The sequence below is a fragment of the Nocardia sp. NPDC004068 genome (genome assembly GCF_042874315.1).
In the GTDB taxonomy this organism is placed as follows: Bacteria; Actinomycetota; Actinomycetes; order Mycobacteriales; family Mycobacteriaceae; genus Nocardia.
Genome location: NZ_JBIAMW010000003.1, coordinates 612541 through 629319, shown reverse-complemented (window position 1 = coordinate 629319; position 16779 = coordinate 612541). Strand labels below are relative to the sequence as shown.

Annotated in this window: 17 protein-coding genes; 6 read left to right on the top strand and 11 right to left on the bottom strand. The window is 70.8% G+C overall.

From position 1 onward, the window contains the following. Window positions 1-47: 47 nt before the first annotated feature. The 4 genes from ACFYTQ_RS10470 to ACFYTQ_RS10455 are packed head-to-tail and all read right to left on the bottom strand — an operon-like array spanning window position 48 to window position 4751. Window positions 48-758, bottom strand: a complete 711-nt coding sequence (locus tag ACFYTQ_RS10470) for a type 1 glutamine amidotransferase (RefSeq protein ID WP_387359019.1) — start codon at window positions 756-758, stop codon at window positions 48-50. Continuing rightward, window positions 755-1990 (bottom strand): MurT ligase domain-containing protein, encoded by a 1236-nt coding sequence (locus tag ACFYTQ_RS10465; RefSeq protein ID WP_387359017.1) that lies wholly within the window; start codon window positions 1988-1990, stop codon window positions 755-757. Before ACFYTQ_RS10465 ends, ACFYTQ_RS10470 begins: the two co-directional genes overlap by 4 nt. Before the next feature lie 36 nt (window positions 1991-2026). Next, complete coding sequence (locus ACFYTQ_RS10460) at window positions 2027-3655, bottom strand: FAD-dependent oxidoreductase (RefSeq protein WP_387359218.1); 1629 nt, start codon at window positions 3653-3655, stop codon at window positions 2027-2029. Then, complete coding sequence (locus ACFYTQ_RS10455; protein ID WP_387359015.1) at window positions 3558-4751, bottom strand: EamA family transporter; 1194 nt, start codon at window positions 4749-4751, stop codon at window positions 3558-3560. The genes ACFYTQ_RS10460 and ACFYTQ_RS10455 overlap by 98 nt, the downstream gene beginning before the upstream one ends. A 94-nt stretch (window positions 4752-4845) precedes the next feature. Between ACFYTQ_RS10455 and ACFYTQ_RS10450 the strand changes: the two genes are divergently transcribed. After that, window positions 4846-5754 (top strand): LysR family transcriptional regulator, encoded by a 909-nt coding sequence (locus tag ACFYTQ_RS10450; protein WP_387359216.1) that lies wholly within the window; start codon window positions 4846-4848, stop codon window positions 5752-5754. A 37-nt stretch (window positions 5755-5791) separates the two neighbouring features. Here the strand turns inward: ACFYTQ_RS10450 and ACFYTQ_RS10445 are convergent, their stop codons facing one another. After that, window positions 5792-7669 (bottom strand): AAA family ATPase, encoded by a 1878-nt coding sequence (locus tag ACFYTQ_RS10445; RefSeq protein WP_387359013.1) that lies wholly within the window; start codon window positions 7667-7669, stop codon window positions 5792-5794. Window positions 7670-7904: 235 nt separating this feature from the next. Next, complete coding sequence (gene leuA / locus ACFYTQ_RS10440) at window positions 7905-9707, bottom strand: 2-isopropylmalate synthase (RefSeq protein ID WP_387359011.1); 1803 nt, start codon at window positions 9705-9707, stop codon at window positions 7905-7907. A gap of 236 nt (window positions 9708-9943) precedes the next feature. On the opposite strand from leuA, the gene ACFYTQ_RS10435 reads away from it, so the two are divergent. Then, window positions 9944-10708 carry a sulfite exporter TauE/SafE family protein gene (locus ACFYTQ_RS10435; RefSeq protein ID WP_387359009.1) on the top strand — a complete coding sequence of 255 codons (765 nt, stop codon included), beginning with the start codon at window positions 9944-9946 and terminating at the stop codon, window positions 10706-10708. Here ACFYTQ_RS10435 and ACFYTQ_RS10430 read toward each other — a convergent pair. Continuing rightward, entirely contained in the window at window positions 10705-11814 is a 1110-nt protein-coding gene (locus ACFYTQ_RS10430; protein WP_387359007.1) for a PLP-dependent cysteine synthase family protein, read from the bottom strand. The genes ACFYTQ_RS10435 and ACFYTQ_RS10430 overlap by 4 nt on opposite strands. A gap of 59 nt (window positions 11815-11873) precedes the next feature. Continuing rightward, a complete protein-coding gene (locus ACFYTQ_RS10425) occupies window positions 11874-12701 on the bottom strand; it encodes an SDR family oxidoreductase (protein ID WP_387359005.1) in 828 nt (275 codons plus the stop codon). A gap of 87 nt (window positions 12702-12788) precedes the next feature. Here ACFYTQ_RS10425 and ACFYTQ_RS10420 point away from each other — a divergent pair, with 87 nt between their 5' ends. Further along, window positions 12789-13160: a winged helix-turn-helix transcriptional regulator gene (locus ACFYTQ_RS10420; protein ID WP_387359003.1), complete on the top strand. Its 372-nt coding sequence runs from the start codon at window positions 12789-12791 to the stop codon at window positions 13158-13160. Here the strand turns inward: ACFYTQ_RS10420 and ACFYTQ_RS10415 are convergent, their stop codons facing one another. Then, window positions 13161-13958 carry a hypothetical protein gene (locus ACFYTQ_RS10415; protein ID WP_387359001.1) on the bottom strand — a complete coding sequence of 266 codons (798 nt, stop codon included), beginning with the start codon at window positions 13956-13958 and terminating at the stop codon, window positions 13161-13163. Between the two features lie 263 nt (window positions 13959-14221). Between ACFYTQ_RS10415 and ACFYTQ_RS10410 the strand changes: the two genes are divergently transcribed. Together ACFYTQ_RS10410 and ACFYTQ_RS10405 are read left to right on the top strand one after the other, a co-directional pair. Further along, complete coding sequence (locus ACFYTQ_RS10410; protein ID WP_387358999.1) at window positions 14222-14440, top strand: hypothetical protein; 219 nt, start codon at window positions 14222-14224, stop codon at window positions 14438-14440. Then, the gene (locus ACFYTQ_RS10405) at window positions 14437-15081 is read left to right on the top strand and encodes a hypothetical protein (RefSeq protein ID WP_387358997.1); all 645 of its coding nucleotides are present in this window, start codon (window positions 14437-14439) and stop codon (window positions 15079-15081) included. The genes ACFYTQ_RS10410 and ACFYTQ_RS10405 overlap by 4 nt, the downstream gene beginning before the upstream one ends. Window positions 15082-15112: 31 nt before the next feature. Here the strand turns inward: ACFYTQ_RS10405 and recR are convergent, their stop codons facing one another. Continuing rightward, window positions 15113-15721, bottom strand: a complete 609-nt coding sequence (gene recR / locus ACFYTQ_RS10400; RefSeq protein WP_387358995.1) for a recombination mediator RecR — start codon at window positions 15719-15721, stop codon at window positions 15113-15115. Between the two features lie 12 nt (window positions 15722-15733). Next, window positions 15734-16069 carry a YbaB/EbfC family nucleoid-associated protein gene (locus ACFYTQ_RS10395; RefSeq protein WP_387358993.1) on the bottom strand — a complete coding sequence of 112 codons (336 nt, stop codon included), beginning with the start codon at window positions 16067-16069 and terminating at the stop codon, window positions 15734-15736. A 122-nt stretch (window positions 16070-16191) separates the two neighbouring features. On the opposite strand from ACFYTQ_RS10395, the gene ACFYTQ_RS10390 reads away from it, so the two are divergent. Beyond that, a complete protein-coding gene (locus ACFYTQ_RS10390; protein ID WP_387358991.1) occupies window positions 16192-16761 on the top strand; it encodes a hypothetical protein in 570 nt (189 codons plus the stop codon). Window positions 16762-16779 lie beyond the last annotated feature (18 nt).

The following is a 16779-nucleotide window of genomic DNA, read 5'->3' as shown; positions in this document are numbered from 1 at the left end:
GTCACCGTACAACGCGATCTTCGAGTCTTCGCACATGTCACAACCCCTCACGCGCGCAGGCGTTCTCGGCGGAGCTGATCGACCTCGGGCAGGGTCAGCGGTTCGAGTTCGTCCACCCCGAGCGCGCGCCGCAGCAGATGGTCGGCCAGTTCGGGATTGCGGGCCAGCGCGGGGCCGTGCATGTAGGTGCCGATCACCGACCCTTGGACCACGCCCTCGAGCCCGTCGCCCACGCCGTTGCCGACGCCGCGGGTGACCCGCGCCAGCCCGGTCGCGTCGGGGCCCAGAGCCGTTCCGCCCCTGTGGTTCTCGAAGCCGGTGAGGGCGGCGCTCAGCCCCGGCAGGAGCGGCGTCGAGGCGACCTCGCCGATGGCCCGCTTCGCCTGCGGGGAGGTGGTCACGTCGAACAGCCCGACCCCGTCGACCCGCTCGCCGGAGGAGGTCTCGTACCAGTTGCCGAGCACCTGGATGGCCGCGCAGATCGCCAGCACCGGAACGCCTTTCGCGGCCGCGCGCTGCAAACCGGGGTAGCGCTGCAGGTGCCGGGTGGCGAGCCGCTGCGCGGAGTCCTCGGCCCCGCCGAGGGTGTAGATGTCCAGCGATTCGGGGACCGGATCGGTGAGCGTGATCTCGACGATCTCGGCGGCGTGGCCGCGCATGCGCAGCCGCTGCCGCAGCACCAGCGCGTTGCCGCCGTCGCCGTAGGTGCCCATGACGTCCGGGAGCACCAGGCCGATGCGCACGGTCGAGTCGGTCATCGGGCCGCCTCCAGATCCCGGTTGAGGTCGCGGAACGCGGTGTAGTTGGCGAGCACCTCGACCCGTCCCGGCGGACACGACGCGATGGCCCGCAGCGGATCGGCGACCGTGGTGTGCTCGACGCCCGCGTAGGTCAGGCGCACGGCCAGATCGGTGGCGCGTTCCCCGGCCGCGACCACCTGGGTGCCCTCGAAGTGCTCGAAGCGCACATCCCACAGCCAGGACAGGTCCTCGCCGTCGGGCACCTGCCCGTTGACCGCGATCACCAGGCCGGTGGCCTCCGGATCGATCATCGACAGCGCCTCCTGCCAGCCCGCCGGATTCTTCGCCAGCAGCAGCCGCGCGGTGTGCTCGCCGACCCGCGCGGTGCGGTAGCGGCCCGCGATCTCGCGCACGGTCGCGGTGGCGACGGCCGCCTTCTCCGCCTCGACGCCCAGGGCCACCGCGGCGGCGACCGCCTGGGCCGCGTTGCCGCGGTTGGCCCGGCCCGGAAGTGCCAGGTGCAGCGGCAGTTTCAGGCCGTCGGGGCCGTACAGGAACTCCTCGTCCACCCACCAATCGGGTTCGGGACGCCGGAAGTCCGCGCCCGTGCTGCGCCAGTGCGCGCCCTCCCACACGATCGGCTCGCCGCTGCGCGGGCAGCTGGTGGCGTCCACCGACCAGCCGCTCCCGGCGGCCACCCAGACCACGTTCGGGTGGTCGTAGGCGATCGAGGTGACCAGCACGTCGTCGCAGTTGGCGATGAGCACGGTGTCGGGGTGGCGGGCCATGCCCGCGCGCAGCTTGCGTTCGATCATGTTGATCTCGCCGACCCGGTCGAGCTGATCGCGGCTCAGATTGAGCAGCACCACCGCGGCGGGGTCGAGGGCGTCGGCCACGTGCGGCAGATGCAGTTCGTCCACCTCGATCGCGGCCAGCGGGGCCGTGCGATGCGCGGTGAGCGCCGCGACGATGCCCGCGTCCATGTTCGCGCCGTCGGCCTGGGTGGCCACCGGTCCGAGCGCGCCGAGCGCGGCGGTGGTCATGCGGGTGGTGGTGGATTTGCCGTTGGTCCCGGTCACCAGCACGGTGCGGCGACCACGGCCGAGCTGCGTCATGATCGACGGATCGATCCGCAGCGCGATCAGGCCGCCGATCATCGACCCCTTGCCCCGCCCCGCCTTCTGCGACGCCCACGAGGCGCCCGCCGCCGCCCGCAGCGCCAGCCGCCCACGTACCGAGATGTCTGCCACGACGTGAGTTTATGTGTTGTCGCCGCCGCGCTCTCGCTAGGCGGGACCGTCGAACATATTGGGCTGTCCGGCGGCGTAGCGGCCGGCGTCGAGCCGCCGCAGCGGTTCCAGCTCGGGCGCTCGGTACAGGGTGTACAGCGCGCAGCGCGGCGCGTCCGAACCGGCGACGTCGAGCAGCGCGTTCACCGCCGAGCGCGCCGATTCGGCCGCGCCCTCCATGGTCGCCAGATCGACGTTGGTCCGCACGTAATCGCCTGCGAGATACAGGTTTTCGAGGCCGCCGTGGGCCTGCGGGCGGGCCGCCCAGGATCCGGCGGTGTTGATCAGCAGCGGGTCGGCGTTGGTGTTGCGCCCGCGCGCCGCGTCCCACGCGACGCCGGTGTCCAGGAACCAGGAGCACAGGTCCTCGTCGCGCAGGGTCGCCGCGCCGTCCAGATGGGCCTGGAGCTGGGCCCACACCTCGTGCGCGATCTCCTCGTGGGTGCATTCGACGGCCGGTTTGCCGTAGACGATGCCGGGGGTGTTCCAGTCGGAGATGTCGACCGACAGGCAGTCCCGCACGGTGCCGTCGCCGTAGCCGGAAATCGGTGTGCGCGACCAGAACTGGTTCTGCGCGATGGAGGTCAGCGACCACGGCGAGTCGACGTAGGCGGTGTGGCCGCGGGCGATCTCGGTGGGGCGGCGCAGATAGAACTGGATGCCGCTCATCCAGTTCGTGACCAGATCGCTCATGGCGGCCAGTTCCGGTCGCGCCGTGAGGATTTCGGGGGTCCACAGCCCGCGCGCGACCTCCATCGGCACGGCCAGCAGGTAGTGGTCCGCGGTCACCGTGCGCGTCGCGCCCGCGGCGTCGGCGATCCGCGCGCCCGTGATCCGGCCGCCGGCCGCGTCGAGTCCGCGCAGTTCGGCGGTCTCGAACCGAACGCCCAACTGCCGCAGGCGATTCACCCACGGATCGATCCACACCTCGGTCGTCGGCCCGTTCAGCAGCCGGTCCAGCGGGCCGTCGTTGCCGGTCTCGAGCGGATTGCCGAGGAACTGTTCGCCCATGCTGCCGATGGTGCGGGTGCTGGCGTGATCGTCCTTGGCGGCCACCAGCAGCGTGGTGAGCGTGCGCGACATGAGCACGCGGAACTCCGCCGATCGACCGCGCGCGCCGACGAAATCGCGCCAGGCCGTGTTCTCCCACTGGCCCAGGCGGCGTTCGTCGCAGCTGGTGTTGAAGACCAGCAGCCGGTTCGCGAAGTACAGCGCGTCGGTCATCGGCATCCGGGTGGAGGTCGCGATGACCGAACCCACGGTCTGCCGGAAGTCGTCGGGAGTCGACCAGGGCTTCGCGACCTGGCCCATGGGCAGCAGCACGTCGTCGGTCCCGGCGCGGGAGAAGCGCGCCTCGACGGCGGGGACGAGGTTGTCCCACACGCCGTTCGGGTTGTCCCGGAACGGGATTCGCCGCATGGTGTCCGGAATGTGCTTGTAGAACCCCGGGAAGAAGCGGAACCCGTGTTCGCCCGGCAGATCCGGTCGCCCGTCGCGGCCGGACCCCGCGACGGGGATGCTGCGGGCCTTACCGCCGAGCGCGCGCCGCTCGTGGACGGTCACCGCGAAACCCCGCTCGGCCAGTTCGTGCGCCGCGGTCAGCCCGGCCACCCCGCCGCCGAAGATCGCCACGCTCCGTCCCGGATCCGCCGCCGCCCGACCCGGGCGCAGCAGCGATCCACCCGCGGTCACCACGCCCGCGGCCACCATCCCGCGCAGCACCCGCCGCCGCGACACGGTCGATTGCCGATCTGCCATCTGTCGAGACCTCCACGCCGCGGCCAACTCTAAGCGGTGGAACCCGCCGACGCGCCGGATGGGGTGTGAAAAACCACAACCCCGACCGGGGGGAGGTGGCCGCGAACGCTCCGGCGATCACCACGACCGCACCCGCCAGCGCCGGGGCGGACGGTCGTTCGCCCAGGAACAGCCAGGCGGTGCCGATGCCGACCACGGGCACGAGCAGCGACAACGGCGCGACCGCGCCCGCGGGGTAACGGCCCATCAGATACGTCCACAGGCCCGAACCCACGAGGGTGGCCAGCACGGCGGTGTAGGCGAGGGCCGCCAGCGCGGGCCACCCGGCGGGAGTGAACGCGTCGGCCAATGCGCGCCAGCCGGTCGCCGGACCCTCCACCGCCGCCGAGAGCGCGAACATCGGCACCGGCGGCACCACGGCCATCCACAGGGTGAGGTGCAGCGGATCCACCCGGTGCCCGGCATCGCTCGCCGCGGCCAGCCGCGAGCCGATATTGCCGAACGCCCAGCCCAATCCGGCCGCGAGCGTCAGCAGCACCGGCACCACGGTGGCGTGCTGGGCCCGATCCCAGCCGATCACCGCCATGCCGAGCACGGCCACCCCCAGACCCGCGAACTGACTGGGCCGCAAGCGTTCTCGCAGCAGTATCGCGCCGAGCACCACGGTGAACGGCGCGGAACTCTGCAACACCAGCGACGCCAGCCCGGTCGGCATGCCCGCCCGCATCGCGGTGAACAGGAAGGCGAACTGCGCGATCCCGAATCCCGCCCCGTACAACACCAGCCAGCGCACCGGCACCCGCGGCCGCGGCACCAGCAGCACCACGGGAATCGCGAGGACCGCGAAGCGCAGCCCGGCGAAGAAGAACGGCGGGAAGTGCTCCAGGCCCACATGCAACGCCAGGAAGTTCAGCCCCCACAGCAGGACGACGGCCAGGCCGAGCAGACGATCACGGTTACTCACGCCGCCCATCATCGAAGCACCGGACAGGTAAGCACCATCGAATAATTATGGAATGTCGATGTAGTACAACTGAAGAGTGGACACAGCGGGATTCATGGCGGTCGAACGTCTCCGGGTACTGCGCGAACTCGCCGACCGCGGCACGGTCGCCGCGGTGGCCGAGGCGCTGTCGATGACCCCGTCGGCGGTCTCCCAGCAGCTCAAGGTGCTCACCCGCGAGGCCGGGGTGGCGTTGCTGGAACCGGACGGGCGGCGGGTGCGGCTCACCGACGCCGGGCGCGCGCTGGTGGTCCGCGCCGACGAGGTGCTGGCCGCCATGCAGCGCGCCGCCGCGGAGATGGCGCTGTATCGCGGCTCCCCGCGCGGTCAGGTACGGGTCGCGCTGTTCCCGTCCGGGGCCGTGCTGCTGCTCGCGCGGGTGCTGGCCGCGCTCGACGGCAGCGGCGTCGAGGTGGTGGCCCGCGACGAGGACGTGCCCCCGACCGAGGTGTCGCGCCTGCTCGCCGACTACGACGTCGTGCTCACCCACCGCGACGAACGCGCGCCCGCGCTGACCGGTCCCCGGGTCACCGCGCGGGTGCTCATGCGCGAGCCGATCGATGTGGTCGTCGCCCCCGGCCACCGGCTGGCCCGGCAGGGCGCGGTGGTGCCCGCCGAACTCGCCGACGAGACCTGGCTCAGCGTGCGCGGCGGCTTCCCGGTCGACGACGTGCTCCGCTCGATCGCGACCGTCACCGGCGTGCAGCCCCGAATCGCCCAGCGGCTCAACGACTTCGGCGTGATCGAGGAGCTGGTGGCCTCCGGCTACGGGGTCGCGCTCATGCCCCGCTACGCGGTCCGGCACCCCGAACTGGTGGTGCTGCGGCTGGCCGGGGTCCGGGCCGCCCGGCTCTACGAACTCGCCGCCCGCCCCGACGCCGCCGCCCGGCCCGCCATCGCCGCCGTCCTCGCCGCCTTCGAGACGGCCGCCCGCGACGTGGCCGCCACGGGCAGACCGCGCTGACCGACCGCGAAATCCGGCCGCGCGCAAGGCATCCGGGTCACTGCCCCGGGTACGGCCCCTGCGGATAGCCCTGCGGGCCGCCCGGATAGTTGGTCTGCGGACTCGGGAACGGCGGCTGCGGCACGTGATAGCCGAAGTCGTCGGCGACCATCGCGGCCAGTTCCAGCAGCGCCCGCCGGGTGGGCTTGCCGACCAGTTCCAGATCGATCTCCGCGCCCTCGGCCAGATGATCGTCGAACGGGACGACCTGCACCGCGCGGGTGCGGTCCAGGAACAGCTTGCGCAGCTGATCGAGATCGACCGTGGAGGCGCCGCGGCGAGAGGCGTTGACCACCACCACGGTTCGCTCCACCAGCTTGCCGTAGCCGTGATGCTCGAGCCAGTCCAGCGTGGCCGAGGCGCTGCGGGCGCCGTCGATGGCCGGGGAGGTCACCAGGATGAGCGAGCTGGCCATGTCCAGCACGCCCTTCATGGCCGAATGCATCAGTCCCGTACCGCAATCGGTGAGAATGATGTTGTAGAACTGCTGGAGGATGGCGATCGCGCGGCGGTAGTCCTCCTCGCTGAACGCCTCCGACACCGCCGGATCCTGTTCGCTGGCAAGCACTTCCAACCGGCTCGGCGCCTGCGAGGTGTGCGCCCGCACGTCCGAGTAGCGGCCGATGTGCTTGTCCTCCAACAGGTTTCGCACCGTGGAGCGGGTCTGGCGCGGCACCCGGTGCGCCAGCGTCCCGAGGTCCGGATTGGCGTCGATGGCGATGACCCGGTCACCGCGCAGCGAGGAGAACGTCGAACCGAGCCCGACCGTGGTCGTGGTCTTGCCGACGCCGCCCTTGAGCGAGAGGATCGCGATCCGGTAGTCGCCGCGCACCGGCTGATTCACCCGTTCGACGAGTTCGCGGTGGACGACGTCGGCCGGGGACTCGCCGGGATTGACCGTGCCGCCGGTCATCTTGTGCACCGCTCGCCGCCAGCCGCTGCGCGGGGCCTTGCGGGCGCGCTTGAGCAGGTTCAGATCGTTGAGCGAGTGCGCGGGCTGGCCGGGCTGGGCCATGTGCTGCGGCTGGAAGCCCGAATACTGTTGCGGCTGCGGCGGATTCGCCGGTCCGCCGCCCGGCCAGCCCGGCGGACCGGGCGGCAGCGGCGGCTGGGAGTACAGCTGCTGCGGGGGCGGGGCGGGCGGCAGCGGGGGCGGGGCCCAGCTGTACTGCTCCTGATTGCCGCCCATCGGTTCCGGCGGCGGCCCCTGCTGGCCGCCGTCCTCGGGAAAGACGCGGCGCACCATGCCGTCCGGGCCGATCTCCTGCCGGATCTCGCCGTACGGCGTCTCCTGCCGCGCCTCGCCGTAGCCGGGGAACGCGTTGGGATCACCGGATGGGCCGGGCGCGAACGCGTTCGGGGCACCGTAGGCGTTCGGATCGCCCGGGAACTGATTCTGATCGGGCGGGAACTGCCCGGGCGCGAACTGATTCGGATCACCCGGACCGGGCGCGAACTGCCCGGGCGCGAATTGATTCGGATCACCGGGACCGGGCGCGTACTGCGCTGGACCACCGGGAGCGAACTGACTCGGATCGCCGGGGGCGCCGAACTGCGGCGGCGCGAACTGATTCGGGTCGCCGGGACCGCTCGGCACGAACGGATTCGGATCGCCCGGCTGCCCGTACTGCTCGGGAATCGGGAAGCTGCCGGAGTTCGACGGGACACCCGGACCGGCGAATCCGCTCGGCGCGAACGATCCGAACGGCTCCTGCCCGAGCGAATCCGGCACGGGCGGGAACACTCCGGACGCCGCCGGCTCACCGCCCTCGGGCGGTTCCGATTCGGCGGTCTCCTCGCCCGCGGCGGCCTCCGCCGCGGCGTCCTCGGCCGGATCCTCGTGCGCCGGTTTCGAATCGTCCTGCTCGGCTGCCACGTCCACTCCGTGGTTCTGCAACCAGGGCGGTTGGGTCGAGTTGTCGTCAGTCGTCACGTTTCCCCCATCTGCTCGGAGTTCGAGCAGAGAGCTCGGCGCTAATGCAGCTCCAAGCTAGCACGCTGTCCGATTACCCGTGCTCCGGCCGAGCGAGTCCATACCCGTTGCCGCGCGGAGTTATCCACATGTGATCCACAGGGCCGCCGCCCGGCGCGGACCGGGCGGCGGACCGAGTTCAGTGCGCGCGCTGGGCGCGATTGACCGCCGAGACGACCGCGCGCAGCGAGGCCGTCGTGATGGAGGTGGCGATGCCCACGCCCCAGGTCACCTTGTCCCCGATCGCGCATTCCACGTAGGCCGCGGCCTGCGCGTCGTCGCCGGAGGACATGGCGTGTTCGGAGTAGTCCAGCACCCGCACGTCGTAGCCGATGGTCGACAGCGCGTCCACGAACGAGGCGAGCGGGCCGTTGCCGGTGCCGGTGATCTCCTGCTCGACGCCGTCGACCTTGACCACCACGTCGATCCGGTCGGTGCCGCCGTCGGTCTCCGACGCGGTGACCTTCTGCCGCATCCGTTCCAGCGGCAGAATCGGATTCAGGTACTCGTCGGCGAAGACGTCCCACATCTCCTTCGGCGTGACCTCGCCGCCCTCGCCGTCGGTGATGCGCTGGATCGCCTGGGAGAACTCGATCTGCAACCGGCGCGGCAACGCCAGCCCGTGATCGGTCTTCATGATGTAGGCGACGCCGCCCTTGCCCGACTGCGAGTTGACCCGGATGACCGCCTCGTAGGTGCGGCCCACGTCCTTGGGGTCGATCGGCAGGTAGGGCACCTCCCAGGTGATGTCGTCGACATCCGAATCCGCCGCGTCCGCAGCGGCTTTCATCGCGTCCAGACCCTTGTTGATGGCGTCCTGGTGGCTGCCGGAGAACGCGGTGTAGACCAGATCGCCGCCGTAGGGATGCCGCTCGTGCACGGGCAGTTGGTTGCAGTACTCGACGGTCCGGCGGATCTCGTCGATGTTGGAGAAGTCGATCTGCGGATCCACGCCGCGGGAGAACAGATTCATCCCCAGGGTCACCAGGCACACATTGCCGGTGCGCTCGCCGTTGCCGAACAGGCAGCCCTCGATGCGGTCGGCCCCGGCCTGATAGCCCAATTCGGCTGCGGCGACGGCGGTTCCGCGGTCGTTGTGCGGGTGCAGCGACAGCACGATCGAATCCCGCCGCGCCAGATTGCGACTCATCCACTCGATCGAGTCGGCGTACACGTTGGGCGTGGCCATCTCGACGGTCGCGGGCAGGTTGATGATCATCGGCTTGTCGGGGGTCGGCGCGATGATCTCGGTGACCGCGTCGCACACCTCGCGGGCGTACTCCAGTTCGGTGCCGGTGTAGGACTCGGGGCTGTACTCGTAGCGCCAGTTGGTGTCCGGATAGCGCCGCTCGATCTCGAGGCACAGCGTCGCCGCGTCGGTGGCGATCTTCTTGACCGCCTCGCGATCCGCGCGGAACACCACCCGCCGTTGCAGGATCGAGGTCGAGTTGTAGAAGTGCACGATGACGTTCCCGGCGCCGCGGCACGCCTCGAAGGTCCGCTCGATCAGCTCGGGACGGCACTGGGTCAGCACCTGGATGGTGACGTCGTCGGGGATCGCGCCGTCCTCGATGATCTCGCGGACGAAGTCGAAGTCGGTCTGGCTGGCCGAGGGGAAGCCGACCTCGATCTCCTTGTAGCCCATCCGCACCAGCAGGTCGAACATGCGGCGCTTGCGGGCGGGGCTCATCGGATCGATCAGGGCCTGGTTGCCGTCGCGCAGATCCACCGCGCACCAGCCCGGCGCGCGATCGATGACCGTGTTCGGCCAGGTGCGGTCGGGCAGGGTGATCGGCTCGACCTCCTCCGCGAACGGGCGATACCGGAAGGTCGGCATGGAGGAGTTCTTCTGCTTGTTCCACGCGGGCTGGTCCGCGGGCGCCGGCTTGGCGGGCGCGCTGATGGTCCGGGTGGCGGATACGAATGCGTCAGCGGGTGACATACGTTTCTCCGTGATGTGGGCTGGTGGGTCTGCCAAGGATGGATCGACCGGCGCGGCTGAACCCCGCGACGGGAGCCGGTCGGATCAGACCCCGTCGCGGCGGCCGAGAAGAAGTGCCCGCTGCATGATGGTCGCGAGTTTACCGCTCCGAAATCGAGGACGGAAAGGCAGGTCGACGAGCGTGAGATTCGTCCCACCTCTGGCGCCGGAACCGGGCGGGGACGTGAGGTGGACCCATGACCTTGACTGAACAGCTCGCGGTCTTCGCCGCGGGCATCGCCGCCGGCGGCATCAACACGGTCGTGGGCTCGGGCACGCTGATCACCTTCCCGGTGCTGCTCGCCCTGGGTTTCCCGCCGGTCACGGCCAATGTCTCGAACACCATCGGCCTGGTGCCGGGCGGGCTCAGCGGCGTGCTGGGCTATCGGCGCGAGCTGGCGGGGCAGCGCTCGCGATTGCTGCGGCTGGGCTCGGCGACGCTGCTGGGCGCGATCGCGGGGGCGGTGGCGCTGCTGACGCTGCCGCCGGGTGCGTTCAAGGCGATCGTGCCGGTGCTGATCATCCTCGCGCTGGTGCTGGTGGTCGCGCAGCCGCGCCTGTCGGCGTGGGTCAAGCGGCGCCGTGAGTCCGGGGGCGCGGCGCCCGAGCACGGCGGGCTGCTGCTGTGGCTGGCGGTCCTGGGGACGGGTGTGTACGGCGGCTACTTCGGCGCGGCCCAGGGGGTGCTGCTGATGGGGTTGCTGGGGGTGTTCGTGCACGAGGACATCCAGCGGCTCAACGGGGTGAAGAACTATCTCGCCCTGCTCGCCAACACCGTGTCGGCGCTGATCTTCATCTGTGTCGCGGACGTGTCGTGGCGGGCGGCCGCGCTCATCGCGGTGGGTTCGATCATCGGTGGCCAGCTGGGCGCGACCGTGGGACGTCGCCTGCCGCCCAACGCCTTACGCGCGGTGATCGTGGTGGTCGGCGTGGTCGCGGTGGTGCGGCTGCTGGCCGGTTAGAGCCGCCCGGTCTCGAGGAAGGCGCGCAACCGGATTCGATAGGGCTCGACGTCGAGCCCCTGGGCGGCCAGCCAGTCGCCGGAGTAGTACTTGTCGATGTATCGGTCGCCCGGGTCGCACAGCAGCGCGACGATGCTGCCCGTGCTGCCCAGCAGGGCCATCTCGGACATGATGTGGAACGCCGCCCACAGCCCGGTGCCGGTGGAGGCGCCCGCCTTGCGGCCGATGAGCTCCTCGAGCACGTGTACGGCCGCGATGGCGGCGGCGTCGGGCACGTGGATCATCCGGTCGATGGCCGCGGAGACGAAGCTCGGCTCGACGCGCTGGCGGCCGATTCCCTCGATGCGCGAACAGATTTCGGTGGTGAGCTCCGGATCGTCGTCGCGCCACCCCGGGAAGAACGCCGAGTTGTCCGGATCGGCGACGCACAGTCCGGTGGCGCGGCCGGTGTAGCGGATGTAGCGGGCGATGGTCGCCGATGTGCCGCCGGTGCCCGCGGTCGCCACCACCCAGGCCGGTTCCGGATGGGGTTCCTCGGCGAGCTGGTCGAAGATCGACTCGGCGATATTGTTGTTGCCCCGCCAGTCGGTGGCGCGTTCGGCGAAGGTGAACTGGTCCATGTAGTGGCCGCCGGTCTCGCGCGCCAGCCGCGCGGCCACGTCGTACACCTCGTTGGCATTGTCCACGAAATGGCAACGGCCACCCTGGAATTCGATCAGCCGCACCTTCTCCCGGCTGGTGCCGCGGGCCATCACCGCGATGAACGGCACCCCGATCAGCCGGGCGAAGTACGCCTCCGACACCGCGGTCGATCCGCTGGACGCCTCGATCACCGGGCGGTCCGGCCGGATCCAGCCGCTGCACAGCGCGTGCAGGAACAGCGACCGGGCCAGCCGATGCTTGAGCGATCCAGTGGGATGGGTGGACTCGTCCTTCAGATACAGGTCCACCCCCGGCACCGCCGGGATCGGCACGCGCAGCAGATGGGTGTCCGAGGAGCGGCGCGCGTCCGCGCGAACCTTGGCGACGGCCCGGGCCAGCCACTGCCGGTGGACGGGATCGTAGCGATTGATGTCGACCGCGGTGCCGGTCTCGCTCGTGGTCATGCGCACCTCCTCCGACCTGGATGTCCGGGTTCGAAGCCTACACATCCAGGGCGAACGCCCTACCGGAACGCGTCGGCGTACCGGGCCGCCCACGCGGCGAAACCACCCGCGGGACGGCCGAGCAGTTCGGCCACCGCCGGATCCGCGAGCCGCTCCTCGGGGGTCGGGTCGCCGAGGATGTCGAGCGTGCCCTCGACCACGGGCTCCGGCAGGTACCCGCGCATGGCCGCGGCGGCGTCCGCGCGGGTCAGCTCGACCAGGCGCACCGGCTCCCCGATCGCCGCACCGATGGCGGCGGCCTGCTCGCGCGGCGAGATCGGCGCGGGCCCGGTGAGGGTGTACACCCGCCCGGCGTGCCCGTCGTCGACGAGGGTCGTCGCGGCCGCGGCGGCGATATCGGCCGGATCGATCAGCGGCAGCGCGACATCCGCGAACGGCGCCGCGATGATCCGTTGCGCGCGAACGCTTTCCGCCCATTGCAGCGCGTTGGACATGAATCCGCCCGCGCGCAGGATCGTCCACTCCGGCCCGGACCGCCGCACCGCGTCCTCCAATCCCGCCGGATGCCGCCCGGTCCCGACGCCCTGCGACGACAACAGCACGATCCGGCGAATCCCGTTGTCCCGCGCCAGTTTCAGCACCCCGTCGAGTCCGGCCCCGCTGCCCAGGAATTCGCCCGAGGTCAGCAGGAACAGCGCCTCGGCCCCGGCCAGGGCGGGCACGAGGTCGTCGGGCCGGGTGAGGTCGCCCCGCACCGGGACGACCCCGTCCGGCACATCGGCGGCGGTCACCGACCGGGACACGGCCGTCACCCGGTGTCCCGCCGCGCTCAGCTCCCCCACCAGCGCGCGCCCCACATTGCCCGTCGCTCCGGTCACCACGATCATGTCTTTCCCTCTCCGAGTGGATCTTTCGAACAGGAGAAACGTTACTATCGTGGAGGTAGTAGGTACCTAGAGGAAAGTAATGGGATTGTGAGCAGCGACACGACACCCGAGACCGCCTGCCCCATCGCCCCCGTGGTCGATGTGGTGTTCAGCCGCTGGACCACGCCGATCCTGTGGACGCTCAACGAGTACGGCCCGCAGCGCTTCGTCGAACTCCAGCGCCGCATCGCCTCGATCACCCCGAAGGTCCTCACCGAGCGCCTGCGCCAGCTCGAGCGCGACGGCCTGGTCGAGCGCACCTACCACGCCGAGGTCCCGCCCCGCGTCGTCTACGAGATCACCGACCTCGGCCGCAGCCTCGGCCCGCTGTTCGCCGCCCTCGCCGAATGGTCGCCCAACCTCAGTCGGGTGGACGCGGCGCGCCGGAACTACGACCTGCGCCGCGCATCCTCGGCCTGATCAGCCGCAGTCCTCCTGAGACGGGGTCACCAGGCTCAACCGGTCGGCGAGGGCGTCGACCGACGCGGCGTCGGCGTAGGCCTCGGTGGTGAGTTCGAGGAAGCTGGCCCAGCGGGCGACGCGCGGGCTCCAGCGGGCGGCACAGGCGCGGGCGTGCACGGCCTCGGCCGGATCGCCCTTCGCCCGTGCCACGCGTTCGGCGGATCGGGCCGCGGCGACCGTGTTCTCGGCGAGCATGAGCTGTTCGCGGCAGTGGTCGAGATCGGGCACCTCGTGGCGCACGGTGTCGGCCTCGACCCGCAGGGCCAGCACCAGGCCGCGCAGGCGCGGATCGGCGACCTCGAGGTAGGGCAGCTCGCCCTCCTTCGGCATCCGGCGACCGGCGGCGGCGATGGCGCGCAGGCAGCGTTCGTTGCGTTGCCGCTCGCGTTTCTCCCACAGCGCCAAGTCCTTTCGATACTCCTCCACTTCCTTGTCGCCCACCTCCCGGTAGCACAGCTCGGCGGCCGCGGTCATGCGCTCGGCGCCCGTGGCGTCGTGCACCACGATGACCGCCCGGCGCACCTCCGGTTCCGGATCGGGACAGCCCTCGATCCGGGCGTCGAGCACCGCCGCGTGCTGCTCCTCGACGAGTTCGCCACAGACACGGTCGAATACGGCCGTGCCGACCTCGATGTAGTCCTGGCAGGTCCGCCCGGTGGTGGGCTCGGCGACGCCGAACATCCCCTCCCCCGACTCCAGGATCCGCTCCCCGCCGGCGGACCCGATGCGCGTGACCTTCCAGCTGTAGGCAATCATCCTGTCTCCCAAGCGTTTCGGCCCCCCAACGGGACATTGCGAACTTCGGTGATTCCACCCCTGGCCCGACCCTACGAGCGGCCCCGGGACCGGACAACGCGCACCGGGCGGTTTTCGAGTCCTCGCCACGATGCTTCCATTTCGGGGCCTCGACCATTTCCGGGTCGTACGATCCCGACACGCTCGGCGACACGCGGCGCGCGTCGCCGGCCTGTCGGACGGTGATGGTAAGACCGAATGCGGACGTTCTCCCAGGAGGTGTCATGCCCGCTCGGCTCTGTCTGTCCTGCGACGCCGCGCTCGATCACTGCCACGGCACGCTGATCGTGCACTCCGACCGCTCGGTGGAATGCACCGAGCCGGACTGTTCCGACCACGACCACACCCGGCACGCCTTCGTCGTCGACTGCTTCGACCTGGCGGGCGGCTGCCGCTGCTCGGTCACGGAGCCGACGCGGGATCCGCGTAGCCTGGCCGGGTGAGTTACGACCAGGTCCTGCTGCCCTCCGGCGTCGCCACCACCCTCGAGGAGGTCGACGCCTACCTGACCGGTCAGCAGGGCCGCCCGGAGGCGGAGCCGGTCGCCGCGATCGCCGCCGAGCTGAACCGCCGCAACGCGGCCCTGCCCGACCGGGACGCCTTCCTCGCCGACCCTCCGGCGGGTGGCGCGGAAACCGGTGCGGCCCTGTATGTTTCGAGCGAATACGACGCCATCGGTCACCTGCGCGCCCTGCTGTTCGAACTCGCCACCCCGCGCGACTACGCGCTCTACGATCCACAGCTGGCCTGGCTCATCGATCCGGCCGGACACATCCCGCTCGCGGTCACCCACGGCGGCGCGGGCGAATTCCCCTATCTCACCCGCGCCCTGCTCGACCTGTGGCTCCCCGCCCTCGACGCACCCGCGCCCTACCTCATCGCCGAACGCGGCCCCCAGCACTACATCCAGACCTACCGCGACGGCTCCGGCGAATACACCCTCGAATACCGCGACGGCTCCCCGGACCGGCACTTCGGCACCCGCACCCCCGACCCCGCCCTGGTCGCCGACCTCGTCTGGGACTGGGCCCGCGCGGACCGCACCCGCTTCGACACGCTCGACTGGCAACCCGTCGAGCTGTGATCGGTGTTCCGTCGTCCGGAGCGTGAACCGCTCAGAGCGCGCGTCGCCCGGACAACGCCCGGCCGAGGGTGAGCTCGTCGGCGAATTCCAGGTCGCCGCCCATCGGCAGGCCGGAGGCGAGCCGGGTCACGCTCAAGCCGGGGAAGTCGCGCAGCATCCGGACCAGATAGGTGGCCGTCGCCTCGCCCTCGGTGTTCGGGTCGGTCGCGATGATCACCTCGGTGACGTCCACGCCGTCGTCCTGATTTCCGATGCGCGCCAACAGATCTCGGATGCGCAGCTGATCGGGTCCGACGCCGGACAGCGGATCGAGCGCGCCGCCGAGCACGTGATAGCGGCCGCGGAACTCGCGGGTGCGCTCGATGGCCTGGACGTCCTTGGGCTCCTCCACCACGCAGATCATGGTGCGGTCGCGCCGGGGGTCGGCGCAGATCCGGCACAGTTCACCGTCGGAGACCGTGCCGCAGACCGCGCAGAACCGCACCCCGTCGCGCACCTTCTGCAGGGCGGCCTGGAGCCGGTCGATCTCCGGCGGCTCCACCGACAGCAGATGAAAGGCGATGCGCTGGGCGCTCTTCGGACCGACGCCGGGCAACTTGCCCAGTTCGTCGATCAGATCCTGAACCGGACCCTCGTACAAATGCTCCCGCCTCTATCCGAGTCCCGGCAGGCCCGGGATGCCGCCGCCGCCCGCGAGCGGGCCGAACTTCTCCGCGGCCAGCTGCTGGGCGCGGCTCATCGCGTCGTTGAGCGCGCCGACCACCAGATCCTGCAGCGTGTCCACGTCCTCGGGGTCGACGACCTTGGGGTCGATCCGCAGCGAGAGCACCTCGCCGGTGGCCCGGATGGTCACCCGCACCAGACCGCCGCCCGCCTCGCCCGGCACCTCCGCGGCCGCGATCTCCTCCTGCGCCTCGAGCACCGCCTGCTGCATCTGCTGGGCCTGTTGGAGCAGCGCCCCCATATCGAACTCTCCACCTGGCTGCACGGCCTGTCCTCTCCTCGGGAAGTGGTTGTGTACCAGCGTAGTCACGGTTGGGTTTAGGACCCTATCGACCCGGCAATAGCGAAATACCATGGCAGAGGGTCGGGAGATCGGTGGAGGCAGCGATGCAGACATACCGTGACCTTGTTCGCGAATCCCTCGTATACGTGCTGGCGCCCGCCGGGGTGGCGGCGGCGTTGACCCTGGCCCCCGCGACGGCCCGGGCCGACTCCGACTACGGCGGCGGCTGTGTCGTGTACGACGCGAATCCGGCCGCCACCGTCGCGGCGCTGGGCAGCCGCTGCTCCCCCGAGCAGCAGGACCAGATCTTCCGCGACGCCGCGCCCGGCGCGGTGCCCACGGGCACGACCAACGGCTGGGTGACCCGCCCGCCGGTGATGCAGGCCGTGGCCCCGCCCTTCTGGATCGGCAAGAACTTCTACACCGGTCCCGACGGCGGTCGCCTGATGAACCGCATCACCCCCGCCGGTATCGAGGGCTTCCCGGCGAACGTGTACGTCGCGCCCTCCAAACTCGACGGCCAGCCGGTCTGGGCCTTCGACTACGCCCCCTCGATCACCCCGCAGATCTGGGACGAGGTCCGCGAGATCGCGCCGGGCGTGTGGTTCGGATACTCGTGGTGGCGCGGCTATTTCCAGAACACGCTGCTGCTGACGTTCGTGCTCACGCATTGAGCCCCTTGACCCTCCCCT